Source organism: Flaviramulus aquimarinus, assembly GCF_039543205.1.
Classification (GTDB): domain Bacteria; phylum Bacteroidota; class Bacteroidia; order Flavobacteriales; family Flavobacteriaceae; genus Flaviramulus_B; species Flaviramulus_B aquimarinus.
The window spans coordinates 1155030-1174555 of sequence record NZ_BAABJH010000001.1; the positions used below are offsets into that span (position 1 = coordinate 1155030).

15 protein-coding genes and 1 tRNA gene are annotated in these 19526 nt (G+C 33.5%); 3 read left to right on the top strand and 13 right to left on the bottom strand.

The features are described 5' to 3' along the window. Positions 1-12: 12 nt before the first annotated feature. The 12 genes from ABD941_RS05360 to ABD941_RS05415 form a co-directional block, all read right to left on the bottom strand. Entirely contained in the window at positions 13-1113 is a 1101-nt protein-coding gene (locus tag ABD941_RS05360; protein ID WP_345273002.1) for a DUF4407 domain-containing protein, read from the bottom strand. Between the two features lie 140 nt (positions 1114-1253). After that, positions 1254-2813, bottom strand: a complete 1560-nt coding sequence (locus ABD941_RS05365; RefSeq protein ID WP_345273003.1) for a T9SS type A sorting domain-containing protein — start codon at positions 2811-2813, stop codon at positions 1254-1256. A 101-nt stretch (positions 2814-2914) separates the two neighbouring features. Continuing rightward, positions 2915-4324: a DUF5050 domain-containing protein gene (locus ABD941_RS05370; RefSeq protein ID WP_345273004.1), complete on the bottom strand. Its 1410-nt coding sequence runs from the start codon at positions 4322-4324 to the stop codon at positions 2915-2917. A gap of 26 nt (positions 4325-4350) precedes the next feature. Continuing rightward, positions 4351-5496 (bottom strand): cytochrome-c peroxidase, encoded by a 1146-nt coding sequence (locus ABD941_RS05375; protein ID WP_345273005.1) that lies wholly within the window; start codon positions 5494-5496, stop codon positions 4351-4353. A 4-nt stretch (positions 5497-5500) separates the two neighbouring features. Then, positions 5501-6982 (bottom strand): hypothetical protein, encoded by a 1482-nt coding sequence (locus ABD941_RS05380; RefSeq protein ID WP_345273006.1) that lies wholly within the window; start codon positions 6980-6982, stop codon positions 5501-5503. After that, positions 6969-8417, bottom strand: coding sequence for a RagB/SusD family nutrient uptake outer membrane protein (locus tag ABD941_RS05385; protein ID WP_345273007.1), 1449 nt, complete (start codon positions 8415-8417; stop codon positions 6969-6971). Before ABD941_RS05385 ends, ABD941_RS05380 begins: the two co-directional genes overlap by 14 nt. A gap of 3 nt (positions 8418-8420) precedes the next feature. After that, complete coding sequence (locus ABD941_RS05390) at positions 8421-11705, bottom strand: SusC/RagA family TonB-linked outer membrane protein (protein WP_345273008.1); 3285 nt, start codon at positions 11703-11705, stop codon at positions 8421-8423. 17 nt (positions 11706-11722) lie between these two features. Beyond that, entirely contained in the window at positions 11723-11956 is a 234-nt protein-coding gene (locus ABD941_RS05395; protein WP_345273009.1) for a PLDc N-terminal domain-containing protein, read from the bottom strand. A gap of 34 nt (positions 11957-11990) precedes the next feature. Further along, positions 11991-13109 carry a FecR family protein gene (locus ABD941_RS05400; protein ID WP_345273010.1) on the bottom strand — a complete coding sequence of 373 codons (1119 nt, stop codon included), beginning with the start codon at positions 13107-13109 and terminating at the stop codon, positions 11991-11993. 14 nt (positions 13110-13123) lie between these two features. Beyond that, on the bottom strand, positions 13124-13573 hold the full coding sequence (locus tag ABD941_RS05405) for a DoxX family membrane protein (protein WP_345273011.1): 450 nt from the start codon (positions 13571-13573) through the stop codon (positions 13124-13126). Between the two features lie 89 nt (positions 13574-13662). Next, positions 13663-14262 carry an RNA polymerase sigma-70 factor gene (locus tag ABD941_RS05410; RefSeq protein ID WP_345273012.1) on the bottom strand — a complete coding sequence of 200 codons (600 nt, stop codon included), beginning with the start codon at positions 14260-14262 and terminating at the stop codon, positions 13663-13665. A gap of 129 nt (positions 14263-14391) precedes the next feature. Continuing rightward, a complete protein-coding gene (locus ABD941_RS05415; RefSeq protein WP_345273013.1) occupies positions 14392-15780 on the bottom strand; it encodes a dipeptidase in 1389 nt (462 codons plus the stop codon). Positions 15781-15880: 100 nt separating this feature from the next. Between ABD941_RS05415 and ABD941_RS05420 the strand changes: the two genes are divergently transcribed. The 3 genes from ABD941_RS05420 (at position 15881) to fsa (ending at position 18889) form a co-directional block, all read left to right on the top strand. Then, positions 15881-15962, top strand: a tRNA-Leu gene (locus ABD941_RS05420). A 218-nt stretch (positions 15963-16180) separates the two neighbouring features. Beyond that, positions 16181-18229 (top strand): transketolase family protein, encoded by a 2049-nt coding sequence (locus ABD941_RS05425; protein WP_345273014.1) that lies wholly within the window; start codon positions 16181-16183, stop codon positions 18227-18229. Between the two features lie 3 nt (positions 18230-18232). Further along, entirely contained in the window at positions 18233-18889 is a 657-nt protein-coding gene (gene fsa, locus ABD941_RS05430; protein ID WP_345273015.1) for a fructose-6-phosphate aldolase, read from the top strand. Between the two features lie 139 nt (positions 18890-19028). On the opposite strand, the gene ABD941_RS05435 is transcribed toward fsa, so the two are convergent. Continuing rightward, positions 19029-19451 carry a hypothetical protein gene (locus ABD941_RS05435; protein ID WP_345273016.1) on the bottom strand — a complete coding sequence of 141 codons (423 nt, stop codon included), beginning with the start codon at positions 19449-19451 and terminating at the stop codon, positions 19029-19031. Between the last annotated feature and the right edge of the window lie 75 nt (positions 19452-19526).

Genomic DNA, 19526 nt, shown 5'->3' on the forward strand with positions numbered 1-19526 from the left:
ATAATTCTATTATCACAAAACCTTTTTTTGTTTTTCATAAAAGGCATCTGCCTGCAATTGCATAAGTTCCCTCGCTTTTTTGCGTTTGTAGGTGTATAATTCACTCTCATTTTCTATATCAGCATATATCCGGTCATTAATAGCATAATCTGTTTTTAATAGGGCTTCTTGCTGATTTTTATTTTGAAGCACATTTGTTTTTACGGCCGTTTCTTGGTCATCTAACTTAAAATCATAAGCCCCTTTTGGTGATAACAACTTTGCAAAAATTGGCGAAGTTTCAATAGCTAGAAATAAAAGGAATATAAAAAACGAAGGTAACCAAGGTAATTTGCCCAAAGCATTAATACGAGCCATTAAACCATCAAAATTATTAATAATGGGTTGGGTATTTACTATTTGAGTTTCATAATCGCCTTTAAGTTGTGCTATCTGGGTTTCATGAATTGCTATTTTAGCTTTGTTTTCGGCTTTTAACTGCTGCAATTCTGCTAATAAAGCATCATGTTTTTCTCGTTTTTCTTTATAAACTGGTCCTTTTCCTAAAAGCTTAGTTCCCGCAGTGCCCTCGGCTTCAGCAATGTATGTGTCATAAAGTTGGTTAACCTCAGCTTCTTTAGTATCTATTTGTTGTTGGAAAGCTATAATATCATTATTTAAACCTTCTATATCTGGCGTAAATTGTTCTGCAATTTGATTTTTATTAGCTAGTGTTAATTCATTTTTTTGTTCTAATAAGACTTGGTTGATTTCTTTTTCAAAAATCTTCAGTTCCAGAGGTTTTGAAATAACAACAGCAATAATTATAGCTAACATAATTCGTGGTGAAGCTTGAATCAATTCATCTATAACATGGCCCGTTTTTTTAATGGTGGATACAATATAACGGTCTAAATTAAAGATGAGCAATCCCCATATAAGGCCAAATAAAATGGCTGTATAAAGATTATCAAAAACTTTATAAAGGGCATAACTGGCGGCAATAAAAGCCATAACAGCGGTAAAGAAAACAGTGGCTCCTATACCTGCATATTTATTTTGTTCTCCAATTGAACAGTTTTCTAGAATATCTGTATCTGCGCCTGAGCAGATTATAAAAAAACGCTTTAACATAATATGATTGATTTTGATTGATTCTTTATCTGTACTGAGGACAGATTGTATATTAGAACGTCAAAGTTGGTAATTTGTTACAAAAAAGCATAAAAAAAGCCTCGAATGACGAGACTTTTAAATTGTAAAAAAGGGGTTGGTTATTTAATTATAATCTTTTTTGTTACGGTACTTAATTCAGTTTTAACTTTAAATACGTACAACCCACTAGTTAGTTTTAAATCTATTCTTTCTGAAGTAATAGTGCCTTCTTTTACTGTTTTACCAGTCATATTATAAATTGTATATGGAAAATTTAGCACCTCTTTTGATACTTGAATATAGTCTGAAGTTGGATTTGGAAATACAGATACAATACTCGCTACATTAGCTTTAGTGGATAGTGTTGCTGGATTAAAACTAAAAAGCTCATTACCATTAGCTCCAGTTCCAGAAAATATCAATTTACTATCACGGATTATAAGTTCATCAACATCTGTTGGGTCTTCTCCGGAACCAAATAGGGACGCTACTGACACTGTTCCTCCATTTGTTCCATCAGTCATCCATAATTTTACACCTGTTCCGTCGTTAGCCGAAAAATAGACCAGTCCATTTAACGACATGAAATTGCTAGGTGATGAGTCTCCTGATACATTGATATCTTTTAACATTGATGTTGTTGTACCGTCATATTTCCATAACTCTTCTCCATCTGTTCCATTGGTTGCACTAAAATATAAATTTGTACCGTCTGAAAATAAATTTTTAACAGCACCATTTCCTCCAGAATTCATATCAGAAACTAATACGGTTCCAATAACAGTTCCATCAGATTTCCATAATTGATAACCATTGGCATCTTCACTTGCAAAAAACATGTCACCTTGATGAACTTCAAAATAATCAGGATCTCCAGATCCAGAAGGATTGGTAAAACCAACTTGGAACGTTCCAATAGCTGTGCCATCAGAAACCCACAATTCATCATCACTTCCTGAAGAGTCTGCTTCAAAAAATAACTTATTACCCAATAATTCTATATTTTCTCGGTCTGAGGAAACTAACATTCCAGCATCGCCCCCAGGTCTAATATCTAAAATTTCAGTAGAATTTCCAGTACCATTAAAAAAGGACAGCTCATTTCCGTTACCATCATTTACTCTCATGTAAACACCCGTAGCTGTAACATGCGGATAGGAGTGTGATGCAAACCCTCCAGAATTATTAGTTGTAAATTTAACAGGTGTTTCGCCATTTAAAGCCCATATTTGAAGACTAGGACCATCTAATACCGTAAAATACAGTTCACCATTAAAAACAAATAAATGATTTGGACTACTCGGCCCACTGGTATTTATATCTGCTATTAGATAAGTATTTCCACTTGTTCCGTCTGTTACCCATAATTCTGTTTTATTAGCATCATCAGAAGCTCTGAAATAGATTTTGTTGTTGAATTCTATAAAATATCTTGGGTTTGAATTTGAAGACCCAGCTGTATTTATATCAATAAGAGTTGCATTAGAACCATCATAAACATATAACTCATTACCATCGGTACCATTATCGGCTTGAAAAAACAACCTACTGGAAGCATCTACGAAGAAATCACTCGGAGAGGAATCCTCAACTCCTGAATTAATATCGACAAGTTCGGTAATTTGGCCCATGGCTAAAAAAGGGATTAAAGTCAATAAAAGTAGTAATCGATTTTTCATAATGGTTAGCTTAAAAAATTATACAATAGAACAAGTTAACTAAATTCGAGAAATTAAGCCCCGAAAATCGGGGCTTTTCTATTAGGTTATTGCAAAAAACATTATTTAATAATAATCTTTTTTGTTATGGTACTTAACTCAGTTTTAACTTTAAATAAGTATAAGCCACTTCCTAGGTTTAAATTTACTTTTTCAGAGTTAATTACACCTTCTTTTATAGTTTTTCCAGTAACATCATGAATACTATATTTTGCATTTATTAGTTGCTTAGATACCATAATATGGTCATTTGCTGGATTAGGAAAAACTTTTACTAGTTCTGCCTTATTGTCGTTGATTGAAAGCGTTGCTGGATTAAAACTATATAGTTCATTACCTGTTGTACCATTATCTCCTTCAAAATAAAGTACATCATTTAAAACAGTAATTTCATCAACATCCTTTATAGAAGAATCTAATTGCGCAATAGTAGTCCCGTCTGTTCTAAATAAATGCCCGTCTGTATCATTAGCATCTTCACCTCTGTAATATAAAAACCCATCATATACTGCATAATCTGAAGGGTCATGATTTGTGTTAGTTCCTGTTAAGTTACTTAAATTTGTTAGTGTGTCTCCAGTTGGATCATATTTCCACAATTGATCACCACTACCTGTGTCTCCTTCAAAGTATACATCGCCATTCCATGCAAATAAATTATTGACACCACTAGCCCCAGAAGCCATAGAAACTGCAATTGTACCTACACCAGTTCCGTCAGTTTTCCATAATTGACCTGTTGCCTCAAAATATAATTCACTTCCAACAATTGTAAAATTACTAATTCCAGAGTTTGCATCATCTCCAGTTATATCTTTAACTAAGGTATATGTATCAGTAGCTGGGTCATACTCATAAAGCTCTCTACCAATAGTTGGGTCATCGGTAGCAGTAAACCCATATCCTAGTATTTTATTGTTAAAAAATGTAAATGCTCCACCGGCAAACTGAACATCTTCTGCTCCTACATTAGCTACTTTAGTTTGTGTAGTACCATCAAACGTATATAAGGCATTACTATCTACTGTATTTATATAATAAATTAGGCCACTTACATCTAATGCATTAAATATAAAATCTCCTCCGGTAGCACTTGTATTAGGTTCTGTTCCATCTGAGCTAAATAATACATTACCAGACCCGGAATTAGCAGAGAAATATAAGGTGCCACCCAACTCAAAAAAGTTGCCAGGTGAAGAAGAACCTGATCCTGTTCTTAAATCTTTTACAAAGGCAGTACCTACTTCAGTTCCGTCAGTAACCCATAGCTCTCTTCCTAAATCCATACCCCCTGGAGTGTTTGATCCACTAGAATCATCTGCGCCGAAATATATTTTACCGTTATAAACGGTCAAATTATTTGGTGATGAACTAGATGATCCGCTATCATTAATTTCTTTAACAATAGTAACTTGAGCATTCATTGTTAAGGCTAATGTCATCGCTAAGCATGTAAGTAATCGTGTTTTCATAATTTTGGTTTTAAAATGTTATTAATTTATTTTGGTAATTCTGGTAATAATATCCGTCTGGTAGGTGTACTTAATGTTTCCATAAATGCTATTAAAGCATTTAATTCTGTTTTATCTAGATGTAATTTTCTAGAAAAGGGTGATGGTTTTGGTATTAAAGAATCTCTTGCTGTACCAAGATATTTTTTTTGTATTACTGCTGGGTTTCCTAGATTATAAAACTCTACAATATCCAGTAGGCTAGGAAAATGTCCATTATGCATCCATGGCCCTGTTCTTGATACTTCTCGAATGGTAGGCGTTCTAAACTTGCCAATATCATCTATATTTTTTGTGACATTATATCTGCCAAAATCCTCATTTTTAGTTCCAAACAACGTTTGACCATCATTATGAAATTTATTGTCGCTAAAATAGGGTGTGTTATGGCAATTAATACATTGCGCTTTGGTTCTAAATAAATGCAACCCTAACACTTCTTCATCAGTGAATTTATCGGATTTGCCACTAATAAATTTATCAAATTTACTTTTTGGACTTTTTATGGTACGCTCAAAAGTAGCTATGGCATATTGTATGCGTTTTAAAGATACGGAATCATTTCCAAATGCACCTTCAAATAGCGGTTTATACCCTTCTATTTCAGAAATTTTATCCACAGCTATATTTAACTGCTCATTCATTTCTAATGGATCTCCAATAGGAAACCTAGCTTGATCTTCTAAACTTGAAGCACGACCATCCCAAAATAATGTGTGTGCATAGCCTGAGTTTAGTATGGTCATAGAATTACGGCCTCCTGTTTGCCTATCATGCCCAAAACTACGTGTGGTATTATCTGTCCAAGCAAGTTCTGGATTATGGCAGGAGGCACAAGCTATTTGTCCGCTTACCGAAAGTCTAGGATCGAAGAACAAGGTTTTCCCTAATGCTACTTTTTCCTTGGAGTATGTATTGTCTTTTGGAAAGGTTATTTCTGGCAATACACCTATATCTATAAATGTTCTTTTGTCTATTAAAGAATCTAAAGTTGGTTTGGGCCATGCTGTGGCATCACCGCTAGAATAAAGTACTCTGAGATTTTCAATGTTTGTATAGGTTTCTTCTTTACTTTCTTTACATGACAAAAAGAGAAGTACTACTAATATGAATATGTTGTATTTAATCTTCATAAGCTTATAAGTCGGTTTCAGTAACGCACGTGTTTGTAGTTAATGGATCTGGCTCGGTGTAAGAATTGTTGTTATACAACCTATATTCAGAAGTAATGGTTCCCCCAAAAAGAGCATCGTTTGTTAGTTTTAATTCCATGGTAATTTCAAATAAACCAGGGCTTATTTCTTGATAGGTTCCTGCGCCGGCAATGGCAATATTATAACTGTTATCATTGGAGCCAGTAATTTTCAGGAACTGTGGTATTATAAGCACAGTGCCATTGGTTGTACTCGTTCCGTTTTCAGGAAAAAATTCTATTGCTGGAAAGACATCAAATCCTGGGGAATTTGCAAAGGATGTAGATTCGTTGGTAAAATAGCGTTTTAAATTAAATGAATTTGTTGTGGTGGTAGATCGTGTACTCCTAAACCCTACTTGAAAGGCATGATGATAAATATCATCTGTTGTATCCTCCGTTCCCAAGTCATCATAAAGTATGGCATTTGGATTATCGGCATCTACTACAACTGGATACGAAAAGGCAAAAAAGAATTGCCAAACACAAATACCATCATTATTGAAATCATTCCAATGTTCTCCATAAGTTCTATGGAATGAATCGGCAAGGTTATAAAAATTGGTAGCAGGATTGGCATTAATGTCTCTTTCTATTTTAATGGGTTTTACGATTTGTAATATGTTATTGCCAGTCGCACTGTAATTCTCGGTATCTATTAAAGTAATAATGGATTGGTAAAGAATTTCATCATTTTGAATGTTTTCATTTAAAGTTAAGGCATATGCTATCGAAGTACGATTGTCATTAACGCCTATTCTTGTAATTGTATAATCAAACCCATTGAGGAATTCAAAAATAGCATTGTCATCAATTTCTTCTGGAATGACTCCAAAAGGAAAATTAACATTAAATTCAACAACCTCACCCTGCTCTCCTGAAACCTCAATCCTATTTTCTTCAAATGTATATTCTAGAAAATCAAGTTCAACAAAATCAACAGTCAATTCGTTATTTGGCTCTAAACTATTTTGAATGCCAATGTTTATTGATGGATCGCTAACATTAGTAAGCTTTAATTTAAGTTTCTGGGTTTGTGTAATATCATAGTCACTGTTAACATTAACATAAATAGTATCCACTAATTTTTCTGGTGTAAAATTGAGTGTTTCTTGAGGCGATATCTCTAAACCTATGTCTCCAGTTATATTGGTTTCAAAAGTAGCTGTTGTATTTTTAACCAATTTTGAAGATGACATTACCACAGGAATTTTTAATGTCCTTAAATTACTTTTTTCATAATTTGAAATGGCTACAAAACGACCATCTACTTCGGGGAATTCTAAAACATTATTATTGGAGTCTACGACAAGAAAAAAGCGAATAAATGGCTCGCCATTTGCACTAAATAGTTTGTTATCATCATTATTGCTACAAGACAATATTATTAGCAAACCTAAAAGGGTAAATAATTTAATAGCCTTCATTTTGTTCTATTTTTTCGTTTAAATCTGTACTGCTTGCTGGTATTGGCAGAACAAAAAAGTTTGACGGATAACTAAGGTTACAAGTATTTGCTATACAATCTAAATTTCTAGTGACATCTTTTTTATAGCGTGCAATATCAAATAACAGATGCCCTTCAAAGGCAAGCTCTCTTCTACGTTCTAAAAAGATATTTTCTAAAATATCTGACGTATTATCCAATGGCAATAAATTAGAGCGTTCCCTTATAGTGTTTAAATCGGTTAATGCATCAGCAGGCCTTGTTAGCATAAAATTAGCTTCAGATCTAATTAAATATATTTCTGAAAGTCGTATTAAAGTTGTACCCGCATCACCTTGAAATTTTTTGGTGAAATAATATGGTAAATCTGATTCAAATCCATTTATAATGGTCGGTAAGTTTATTTCTAAAAACATATTGGATCTAATGTCGTCATCACTATAAAGATTTAATAAATCGTTTGATGCCACATAGTCTGCATAATTATCACTCGAATTATATATAAAATGCGATGAAATACTTGAAGACACATCACCTTCCGATGTTCTTGGAGCGGAAAACTCTAAAATAATTTCATTAATGGGTTCTTCATCAAATTCCCATTCTAAAATATAGTTGTCTTTTGATGTTAAAGAAATTCCAGAGGTCATTATTACCGCATTAGAAAAATCGAAGGCTTGTTCCCAATCATTCATTTGCAAAGCAATTCTAGCATATAAGGCTTGTGTAGTAATGCTATTGAAATAAGAATAATTTGGTCCAGAAAGCACTTGAGAATTTGTATATAAGCTTAAGGCAGCATCTAAATCTGTTTTTATAAGGTTATAAGTTTCATTTAAATTAGTCCTTGATGGAAAATCTACTCCAGCAATTAAAGGGACTGTATTATAAACCACTCCCAAATGAGCACCATCTGTTGTAAAGCCATACTGTTGCGCATAATGAATTGCGACTTGGTAGTGTGCAAAAGCTCTAATGGTTAAGAGTTCTGCTTGCAGTTGGTTTTTTTCATCTGAATTTAGAAACGTATAGTCTTCAAACCGTTCTAAAATAATATTTGCTTGGTTTATAATATCATATAAATCTTGATAATATCCAGCATAATCCGATTCTGCTTCTTGATCTGAAAACTCATAACTGTTTTCAATAACATCAGGAATATCTATTAGATTATCGTTTGATCCTGGTGTAAATGTGATATTCCCCCCTTGTACGTCTGCATAAACAATTTCTCTTGAAGACAATAAAGCTTCGATGTCTCTGTAAACCCCATTAAGAGCTTGAAAAACACCTTCTTTTGTGCTTAATTGTTCATTAATTGAAATTTGTACATCGGGTTCTTGAACTAAAAAATCGCTACAAGAAAACAAACAGATACTTGTAAATATGATGATGTATAATTGTTCTTTTTTCATAGCTTAAAATGTAGTTTTAATACCTAAAGTAAATGTTCGCATTTCAGGATAACTATTTCTAAATTCGGCCACTCCATTTTTTCCTTTTGGGCTTTTGTCTTTAAACCAATAATGTAGGTTTGATCCATTTAGGATAAAACTTAAAGATCTTAACGGCAGATTATATTTTTTAACTGGCATATTGTAACTCAGACTAACTGACTTAAGTTTTATATGCGAACTATCAAAAATAGATTTTGTAGTATTAGAAATAAGTCTATTGTTGTTTACAATTACTGGGTGGATGGCATCATCACCTGGATTAAACCAAGCATCTTCAATAACGTTTACACTAATATTTCTATTTGTAATAACCCTATACTGATCAAAGAGTTCTCGGTCTACTAAAAAATCAGCACCATAGGTGTAAGACATAATAATGTTTAAATTAAAGTCTTTATAAGTAATGCTATTTCTAAGACCTCCAAAAAATTCGGGTTGTGAGTCTCCAATTGGCTTCCAATTTGAAGAATCAAATTCACTATCTACAGTAGCACTATCATATATTTGGCCATCAACATTAATTAATTCACGTCCTGTTGCTGGGTCTATTCCAACAAACTCATAACCCCAAATGGCGGAAGTAGGAAAACCTATAGTTTGAGATCTTCCTCTTTCTGCAGCAGAAAAGTCTGAACCTAAACCAGTAAGCGAGGTTACTTTGTTCTTTATTTTAGTGAAATTAAAATTAGTACTCCAGGAAAAATCATCATTTTTAAACCATTGTGAGCTTAAACTAAACTCAATTCCTTGATTATACATTTCTGCTCCATTAATTTGTGCAGAACTAAACCCTGTTTCTACGATAACATTTCTTGATACAATTTGATCGATTATAACATCTTTAAAGAAATCTGTTGTGAATTTAAATTTGTTTAGAAAGTTAAAATCAATACCGACATTAAATTTCTTATTGGTTTCCCAGCCTAAGTTTGGGTTTGGGGCAGAAGTTAGGTTAGCATAATTTTCTGAACCATTATACCCATTTTCTCTAACAGTATACAACCCTAAAGCACGATAAGAACCAATTCTAGAATTTCCGGTAGTACCATAACTTGCTCTAAGACTTAAAAAGTCTACAAATTCGCTAGTTTCTAAAAAAGACTCATTACTAATATTCCAGCTTGCTCCTATACCTCCATTAAACGCGGTATCGTTATCAGTTCCAAAAGCCGAACTTTGGTCAATTCTAAAGTTTACCAATAAAAAATACTTTTTATCGAAATTGTAATTCAATTGCGAAAAAAATGATCGTCCTGTGGTTTCAGAACTGTCGCTTTCATAATCTTGTTTTTCAGCTATTTCAACTGGTTGAGGCGTAGTAAAATCATCAAATCCATTTCCACGAGCATAAGCGAACTCTACTTTTTCTTGGCGTGTTTCTAAACCAATAAGGGCATCAAATGAATGATTTTTATTAAATACGGTATCATAATATAATGAGGCATTCCAATTCCAACGTTGTGTGTCTCTATCTCTTAAAAAGCGTCTGCCAAAAGTTCCATCATTAAATTGTCCAGAACCATTTAAACCCGAAAAGAATTTGTCTTCATCCTTTTTGGAAAAATCCATTCCAAAAAGTGTTGAGAATCTTAGGTTTTCTAAAATATGGTATTCTAAATTAAGGCTTCCTAAAACAGCAAAAGTTTTAGATTCCGATATATTTTGAGATGCAACTGCCAATGGGTTCCCAAAAGTATTAAACGGTGTGAAACCTCCATTTTCATCATAAGGCGCAATATTTGGAGGTAACGCAAAGGAATACAATTTATTGGGATCATTTTTTTCTGCCAGAGAAGGCGAAACACGTAAACTGGCTTTGAACTTATCGTTTCTAAAATCTAAAGAAAGGGATGAATTTAATCTTTCATAGGTATTTTCTTTTTGAGCTTCGTCTGTAGATTGATATCCAATATTAAAGCGATACCCCCAATTACCAGCACCACCAGAGGCACCAAAATTATACCTATTAAAGCGTCCCGTTTCATTTAATAAATCAAACCAATCGGTATTAACACCATTCCAAGGTTGTACACTGCTTAACTCCCCATTATTAATTCTATATTCATTTATCACTGCTTGATATTGTTCTCCGTTTAAGTATTTAAGACCATTAAAAGATGTTGTTACACCAGATGTAATTGAAGCGGTATAGCGTAAGCTCCCTTTTTTTCCCGATTTTGTAGTTATTATAATGACTCCATTTGCCGCATCGGCACCATATAAACCAACTGCTGCGGCATCTTTTAAAACATTGAAACTTTCAATATCTTCTACACCTACACGTGCTAGCGGATTCAACAAGTTTTCTTCTAAATTACCTTCACCACCATCAAAGAAAGCGTTACCGTCCAATCCTGTTTCTTCTGATAAAATAATACCATCAACAATAATTAAAGGTTGTGTAGAAGTGCCTATCCCTGTTAAAGGAGTTAACGAGCCTTGACCTCTAATGTTTATTGACGCAGGTTCTCCTAATTGTGGATTGGTTTCTATTAAAACACCTGCTATTTGCCCTTCTAACAATTCATCAAAGGTTGATACGGCTTGCTCTATTGCAATATCTTTTGGGTTTACTGTTGTTATACTACCAACAACTTCTTCTTTAAGTTTTTTGGTTCCATAGGATGAGGTTATAACGACTTCTTCTAAACTGGATACGTCTTCTTCTAAAAAGATATTAAAATTAGATTTAGAACCTACAGGAATTTCTATTGTTTTATGCCCTAAATAGGATATTACCAAAATTTTATCTTGTAACGTTTGCCCTTTTAATGCGTATACAAACTTACCATCTAAGTTAGTAATAACGCCTTTGGCCGTACCTTTTACCAAAACGGTGGCTCCTGGAAGCGGAAAATTATCGACTTTGCTTAAAACGGTGCCTGTAATGACCCGTTCTTGTATTTGAAGGGATGTATTGCTACTAATACCTCTTGGTGTTAGTAGAATTTGGTTGTCCTTTATTATATAAGAAACATCAGTGTCATTAAGAAGGTCTCCTAATACTTTTTCTAATGAACTATCTTTAATATTGATACTGTACTTTTTGTTGGCATCAATTTTTGCGGTATTAAATATAACTCTATATGAAGATTGTTGCTCTATAGACTTTATAATTGTAGCTAAGGATTGGTTATTAAAATTTAAGCTAATGGTTTCGGTTTGTGCATAGCTCAATAAACTAAATAAAATAACACTTAGTGTTAGTACAGTTGTTTTAATTTTTAATTGAATATTTAACTTCATATAATGAAAATGTTATTCTAACTGAGGCTTTTTTTGTTTAATTTCTTTTGTTTTGTTCCTTTTAATAAATACAATACTGATCCTAAAAAAGGGACTAGTAACACTACAAAAAACCAAAAAACTTTAGTTTTTTGGCTAAATGCACTTTTTATGATATCGACCAAGCAATACATATAAAGCCCTATTGACACAAGTATTAATAATTGCCAAACAAAAAGCTTATAAGAAAAATCTGTAAATAATTCATCCATAATAGTTATTACTATTTTTTACCATTTGCTTAAGCTATTTGCTAGACGCATTTATTCTAACCATATTTTCCTGCCTTGTATATTCAAAAGGTGTATCAATTTGTAATAATTCCAATATATTATCTATATCAAATTCTCTTATATTAATAGTTCCTGTGAATTTTTGATCTGCTAAGAACCCGTCATTATTAATAATTTTAACATTGTATGATCGTTCTAACGTTTTTGTTATTTTAGCAAATGATGCATCCCTAAAGACAATTTCACCTTTTGTCCAAGCTGTATACATGTTAACATCAACGTTCTCAATATCAAATATTTTGGTTACTTGATTCCAGGTTGCTTTATAGTTTGGGGCTAGTAAGGTATTTGCTTCTTTATTTGATCTTTCATAAATACTAACCAAACCTTCAACAAGTACAGTTTCCGTAAATTTATTATCTGGATAGGCATTTATGTTAAACTTGGTTCCTAAAACCTCTACAGCTACTTGGTTAGAATATACTAAAAAAGGACGTGTTTTATCTTTAGCGACTTCAAAAAAAGCTTCTCCTGTTAAATACACTTCCCTATTACTATCATTCGCAAACTGATTTGGGTATTTAAAAATGGTTCCAGAATTTAGATGAACTATACTGCCATCAGAGAGTGTAACTTTTAAATTTTTCCCATTAGGAATTTTCAGTGTATGGTATTCTGTAGGTGTTTTTGTTCTATTGGGCTTGTAAACAATTTCATTGCTTTCCTGTTCTACTATAATAGCACCTTCTATATTTAAAAGTTTCTTTTCTTCATCCAAATCAATATAACTAACAGTTCCATTGTCTGATTCTAAAACTATATGATCCGTAGTAATTGTATTTTTAGAAGATTTACTTATGTTTAAAACGCTTCCTAACCCAATTAAAACGAGTATAACGGCAGCGTATCGCCAATATTTATAGCGCTTTTTATTTTGCGATATTTCTTTACTAATCTTTTTCCAAGCGGCACGTTTAGATTCGTCATCTTTTGATGTAAAAGCCCAAGATTTTTTTAGATCAAAAAAGGTTGTTTTATTAGTTTCAGAAGCTTCAATCCATTCAAAAATTGTAGCAATTTCTTCTTCTGATGCTTGGTTATCTAAGTATTTATATATCAATTCAAAAATCATAGTATCAGTTGGGTTTACTTAACTTTTAAGGTTTGCGTATTATAGTTTTTGTTCAATAAAGTTAATAAAACACTTATTATTATAATATTCTTAACAATGTATTGCCCAAGTAGCGTAAATGAAAAAGGGGAATCGCTAAACGTTAGTTCTGGGAAAAGAATTAATGGCGTAAATGTGAATAGCATATGAATTAAAGCTAATCGTATTGCTAGTCGGCTATACTTATTAATGATAAGCAGTATTCCAAGACCCGTTTCCCAAATTGCGAGTAGAATTATAGCTATATAAGATGGAATAAAACCAAATGATAATACATTAATAGTACGTTTAGCTATATCTTCGGCTGGGCTTAAATCGGGGAAAAACTTTAATAGACCAAACCAAAGATATACAATACCTATACAAATAGCTGTTAAGTTACTGAATTTTAAATTTTTAAATACTGAAACTTTAGGGTTTGTCATATTTGGTGTATTCTTGACTTAAAGGTGTTTTTTTTTGTTGCTTTTAAATAAGTACACCTAAAAACAAGAATACCCTATAAAAAAAATAATTATTGTAGAAACATATGTATTAAAACCAGAGGTAAATAAGGAGATAAATTCGTTTTTAAAATCTTTAGAGCTTTGGTCATGTGTGCTTCTACGGTTTTTAAACTTATGTTTAATTCTTCGGCTATTTCATAATTTCTTTTGTTCTCAAAGCGTTTTTTTATAAAAATAGCTCTTGTTTTCTCTGGAAGGTTTTCGATAGATTTTGATATAAGTTCTTCTAATTCTATTAATGCTAAGGAATCAAATTTTATAGATTTTAATATTTGATAATCTAATTCACGCTCCTTTTCATTTAGTGTTTTGCTTTTATATCGATCTTTTACTTTTTTGTGCCGTATGACATTTAAACATTTTGATTTTGCAAATGTGTAAAGAAAAGATTCTATACCCTCAACTTTATTTATGGTTTCTTTTTTAATCCATAGGTTTAAAAAAGCTTCTTGTGTTATTCCTTTTGCTTCTGGTTTATCATAAATGAATTGTATACAAAACCCTAAAATATTGTCGTGGTATTTATTAAAAAAATATTCAAAAGCTTTTTCATTACCCTTTTTGAAGTTTGTAAAATGCAATAGTTCAGCTTTGCTTTTATTAATCATTAGAGAAATACAAAAGAGAGTCTCTTGCTAAAGAGGATTCATAGGGGGTTAAATAATGTGATAAAAATACAATATTAAAAAATAAATCAAATTCTAAAATTGAATTTGATTTATTTTTAACACTAAAATCTATTGAGACAAGGCTGTGAAATATTTATAAAACAACGGAATGGTTTCAATACCTTTCAAGTAGTTCCATATTCCGAAATGCTCGTTTGGTGAATGAATGGCATCACTATCCAATCCAAAACCCATTAAAATGGTTTTACTTTTTAATTCTTGTTCAAAAAGCGATACGATTGGAATACTACCACCGCTTCGTTGTGGTATTGGTGTTTTTCCAAAAGTATCTTGATAGGCTTTACTTGCGGCTTTGTAACCCAAACTATCTATAGGTGTTACATAACCTTGTCCACCATGATGTGGCAAAACTTTAACTTTAACAGCCTCGGGAGCTATACTCTCAAAATGATCTTTAAAAAGTTTGGTAATATTTTCCCAATCTTGGTTTGGCACTAACCGCATGGATATTTTAGCATAAGCTTTACTAGCTATAACGGTTTTTGCACCTTCGCCTGTGTAACCTCCCCAAATACCATTAACATCTAAGGTTGGTCTTATAGAATTTCTCTCATTGGTTAAATACCCCTTTTCTCCGTAAACAGCTCCGATATCTAAAGCTTTTTTGTAGTGTTCTAAACTGAAAGGTGCTTTTGCCATTTCTGCACGTTCTTCTTTTGATAGTTCTTCAACGTTATCATAAAACCCAGGAATAGTTATATGATTGTTTTCATCATGAAGTGAGGCAATCATTTTTGTTAAAATATTAATAGGGTTAGCCACAGCCCCACCGTACAAACCCGAGTGCAAATCGCGGTTTGGCCCGGTAACCTCAACTTCTACATAACTTAATCCGCGTAATCCTGTGGTTATTGATGGTACATCATTTGCAATCATACCCGTATCGGAAATAAGAATAACATCATTCTTTAACTTCTCTTGATTATTTTTCACAAAGGTTGCCAAATTTGCACTTCCTACTTCTTCTTCACCCTCAATCATAAATTTGACATTACAGGGCAACTGGTTTGTAGACGTCATAAATTCCATAGCCTTAACGTGCATATACATTTGCCCTTTATCATCGCAAGCGCCTCGTGCATAAATAGCGCCTTCTGGGTGTTTATCTGTTTTCTTAATTACAGGCTCAAATGGTGGTGAATCCCATAAATCTATAGGGTCTGGCGGTTGCACATCATAATGTCCGTAAACTAAAACCGTAGGTAGGGTTTTGTCAATTATTTTTTCACCATAAACTATAGGGTAGCCATCCGTTTTGCAAATTTCTACAGCATCACAACCTGCTTTTTCCAAGCTCGTTTTTATAGCTTTTGCTGTTTTTAAAACATCAGGGCTATATGCCGAATCGGCACTTATAGATGGGATTTTAAGGAGTTCTATTAACTCATTTAAAAATCGGTTTTTATGTTCTAAAATATAGGATTGAATATTATTCATAAACGTTTTTTAAGGATGTATTCAAAAGTATAAAAAAGAATGTTTTTTGATACTATAAACTTTGCAATTTAAAAATCTTGTTTATATTTGCAGTCCTTCAGCGGGCGTGGTGGAATTGGTAGACACGCTAGACTTAGGATCTAGTGCCGCGAGGTGTGGGAGTTCGAGTCTCCCCGCCCGCACTGTAAAGGAAAAGCTGACTTAGAAATAAGTTGGCTTTTTTATTTTGATAACATTTCGATAAAGAAGATGTTAACACCTGTTATTAAATTATTTTATCATTTAGTAACCCCTAACAACTTAAAGATTATATATTTGCAAAATATGTGTTTTTGAAAGAAATTTTGCCTTTCAAACCATGTGTTTTAAGCCATTAAATATTAAAATCATAATTAAAAAAATGAACAAAGACATTAATTTACAAGCAGCAGATAATATCAGAGCATTAGCTGTGGCTATGGTAGAAAAAGCAAAATCAGGTCATCCCGGTGGCCCAATGGGAGGTGCAGACTTTATGCACATTCTATATTCAGAATTTTTTAATTATGACCCGTCAGATATGACCTGGGCATTTAGAGACCGTTTCTTTATGGATGCTGGTCATTTATCGACCTTAATGTACGCGCAATATTATCTTTTAGGAAACTATGCTAAAGACGATATTGCCAATTTCAGACAATGGGGATCTATTACACCAGGCCACCCGGAAGTCGATGTTGCTAGAGGTATAGAAAACACATCAGGACCATTAGGGCAAGGACATACTATGGGTGTTGGAGCAGCCATTGCTGCTAAATTTTTACAAGCGCGATTTGGCGATTGGATGAACCATAAAGTTTATGGATTTATTTCCGATGGTGGTATACAAGAAGAAATCTCACAAGGCGCCGGTCGTATTGCAGGGCATTTAGGCTTAAGTAATTTTATCATGTTCTTTGATTCTAACGATATTCAATTATCAACCTCTACTGATGAAGTAACTAGTGAAGATACCGCAGCAAAATATGAAGCCTGGGGATGGAAGGTCGTGACTATAGATGGTCACAATCATGATGAAATCAGACAAGCATTAACCGATGCCAATAACGAAACAGAAAAACCAACGCTAATTATTGGAAAAACAATCATGGGTAAAGGTTGTGTAACGGCAGACGGCAGCATGTTTGAAGGCTATTGCGAATTGCACGGTCAGCCCATAGGCGCAACAGGAGCAGATTACGAAAAGACCTTATTGAACCTGGGGGCTAGCATAGAACACCCATTTGATATTTATGACGACGTAAGTGCTTTTTATAAAAGCCTAATTGCAGAAAAGACAGTAAAAGCAGCTGAAAAGAAAGCCGTAATCAATACTTGGAGAAAAGCCAATGAAGCCTTAGCTAATAAATTGGATTTCTTCTTATCCGGACAACTTCCAGAACTGGATTTTGAATCCGTAGAACATAAAGCGGGGTTAGCAACACGTGTAGCATCATCAAATGTATTAGGGTATTTAGCGGAACATGTTGAGAACATGATTGTGTCTTCAGCCGATTTATCTAATAGTGATAAAACAGATGGTTTCTTAAAGAAATCATCTGCCTTACAAAAAGGGGACTTTAGCGGATCGTTTTTACAAGCCGGTGTTGCAGAATTAACCATGGCATGTATTGCAAACGGTATTGCTTTACATGGTGGATGTATTCCTGTTGTAGCCACATTCTTTGTGTTTTCAGATTATATGAAACCCGCTATTCGATTAAGTGGCATTCAAGAGTTAGGTGTAAAATATGTTTGGACACATGATGCCTTTAGAGTCGGTGAAGATGGACCAACACACCAACCTATTGAACAAGAAGCCCAAATTCGTTTATTGGAAAAGCTTAAAAACCACAGTGGCAAGAATAGTTTCTTAGCCATGCGTCCTGCAGATTCAGCCGAAACAAGTGTCGCATGGAAAATGGCTTTAGAGAATACCAATACACCATCAGGATTAATCCTATCCAGACAAGGTATTAAAGATGTTCCAGCTCAAGGCAACTCAAGATATCAGGAGGCATTAGCAGCAGAAAAAGGAGGTTATTTAGTAAAAGAAATAGAAAATCCAGATGTGGTTTTAATTGCAAATGGTTCTGAAGTTTCAACCTTAATAGAAGCCGCTCAAATTCTTGAACAAAAAGAAGGCTTAAAAGTCAATATCGCATCCATAATATCAGAAGGCGTATTCAGATTACAGTCTAAAGAGTACCAAGAGAGTATCATTCCAAAAAACAAACCATTATATGGTTTAACAGCAGGATTGCCCGTTAATTTAGAAGGTCTTGTTGGCGAGAACGGAAACGTTTTTGGCGTAGATCATTTTGGTTACTCTGCACCAGCGAGTGTACTAGATGAAAAATTTGGTTTCACCGGAGAGCAAGTCAGTCAGAATATAATGGAATATTTAAATGCTAACGTTTTAATAAAATAGAATATGAAATTTTTTATAGATACAGCAAATCTTGATGATATAGCAGAAGCTCAAGCTTTAGGCGTTTTAGATGGTGTAACGACAAATCCCTCATTAATGGCCAAAGAAGGCATTACTGGCGAAGCTAATATTATTGGTCACTACAAGAGTATTTGCGATTTAGTTGAAGGCGACGTTAGTGCCGAGGTCATCTCAACAGATTTTGAAGGCATGGTTAAAGAAGGGGAAGCATTGGCTGCTTTAAACCCCCAAATCGTTGTAAAATTACCACTTATTGCCGATGGTATAAAAGCCTGTAAATATTTTTCAGATAAAGGTATAAAAACCAATGTTACATTAGTATTTTCTGCCGGACAAGCCCTTTTAGCAGCTAAAGCAGGAGCCACCTATGTATCGCCATTTATTGGACGTTTGGACGATATCTCTACAGATGGTTTAAACTTAATAGCTGAAATTAGACAGATTTATGACAACTACGGTTTTAAAACTCAAATTTTAGCAGCATCCGTACGTCACACCATGCACATTATCGATTGCGCCAAACTAGGAAGTGACGTCATGACAGGGCCATTATCTGCAATAAAAGGCTTATTAAAGCACCCATTAACCGATATTGGTTTAGCTAAGTTTTTAGCTGATTACAAAAAAGGGAATAGCTAATATTCAGTATTAGCGACATATACAGCTTTGCGCCTTAGCAACTTGGGCGAGGAAAAGAAAAAAGCTTCCTGTTTTCTATTATTAATTTTGGAATTAGGAAGCTTTTAATTATTATGAATTAGTCACTCTTCAATTTATACTAATTTTCTGATGCAAATTTCCCATAAATTAAACTTGCTAAAATACCCATGATTACAAAATGCACAATGTAAATAACAGCATTTATAATTGTTCCAGGAAGGTCCAATAAATTGGCTGTAGAATGGTCTATCAAACCACTACCTAAGCCTATTAGTACACCAAGCCAAATACCAAATTGAGCCCCATGAGAAACCCCATGAGTGCCTCTAGCCCATTTGGAATACATGGTTGAAAAAGCAAACCCAACAATCAAACAACCCAAGGCAAGAATAGCCATATCAGGCATATCTTTCATAAGACCATCTGTAATAGCATGATCTTTTAAAATAGGATCTCCTATCATTCCCCAAAGTATCCAACCGCCAAAAAATCCCCATAAAGCCGTAACAAAAGCAGAAATTAAATTTGTTTTTGAAAACATAATAATACGTTTTAGTTAATGAATATTTCTTTAAAGGTATTTAAAATTATGAAATTCATAAATTTATGGTTAAAA

Coding starts and splice junctions, on each gene's coding strand:
- ABD941_RS05365 (WP_345273003.1), bottom strand. CDS start 2,813: ATGAAAAATCGATTACTACTTTTATTGACTTTAATCCCTTTTTTAGCC.
- ABD941_RS05360 (WP_345273002.1), bottom strand. CDS start 1,113: ATGTTAAAGCGTTTTTTTATAATCTGCTCAGGCGCAGATACAGATATT.
- ABD941_RS05425 (WP_345273014.1), top strand. CDS start 16,181: ATGAACAAAGACATTAATTTACAAGCAGCAGATAATATCAGAGCATTA.
- ABD941_RS05375 (WP_345273005.1), bottom strand. CDS start 5,496: ATGAAGATTAAATACAACATATTCATATTAGTAGTACTTCTCTTTTTG.
- ABD941_RS05380 (WP_345273006.1), bottom strand. CDS start 6,982: ATGAAGGCTATTAAATTATTTACCCTTTTAGGTTTGCTAATAATATTG.
- ABD941_RS05370 (WP_345273004.1), bottom strand. CDS start 4,324: ATGAAAACACGATTACTTACATGCTTAGCGATGACATTAGCCTTAACA.
- ABD941_RS05405 (WP_345273011.1), bottom strand. CDS start 13,573: ATGACAAACCCTAAAGTTTCAGTATTTAAAAATTTAAAATTCAGTAAC.
- ABD941_RS05435 (WP_345273016.1), bottom strand. CDS start 19,451: ATGTTTTCAAAAACAAATTTAATTTCTGCTTTTGTTACGGCTTTATGG.
- ABD941_RS05390 (WP_345273008.1), bottom strand. CDS start 11,705: ATGAAGTTAAATATTCAATTAAAAATTAAAACAACTGTACTAACACTA.
- ABD941_RS05410 (WP_345273012.1), bottom strand. CDS start 14,262: ATGATTAATAAAAGCAAAGCTGAACTATTGCATTTTACAAACTTCAAA.
- ABD941_RS05415 (WP_345273013.1), bottom strand. CDS start 15,780: ATGAATAATATTCAATCCTATATTTTAGAACATAAAAACCGATTTTTA.
- ABD941_RS05395 (WP_345273009.1), bottom strand. CDS start 11,956: ATGGATGAATTATTTACAGATTTTTCTTATAAGCTTTTTGTTTGGCAA.
- ABD941_RS05385 (WP_345273007.1), bottom strand. CDS start 8,417: ATGAAAAAAGAACAATTATACATCATCATATTTACAAGTATCTGTTTG.
- fsa (WP_345273015.1), top strand. CDS start 18,233: ATGAAATTTTTTATAGATACAGCAAATCTTGATGATATAGCAGAAGCT.
- ABD941_RS05400 (WP_345273010.1), bottom strand. CDS start 13,109: ATGATTTTTGAATTGATATATAAATACTTAGATAACCAAGCATCAGAA.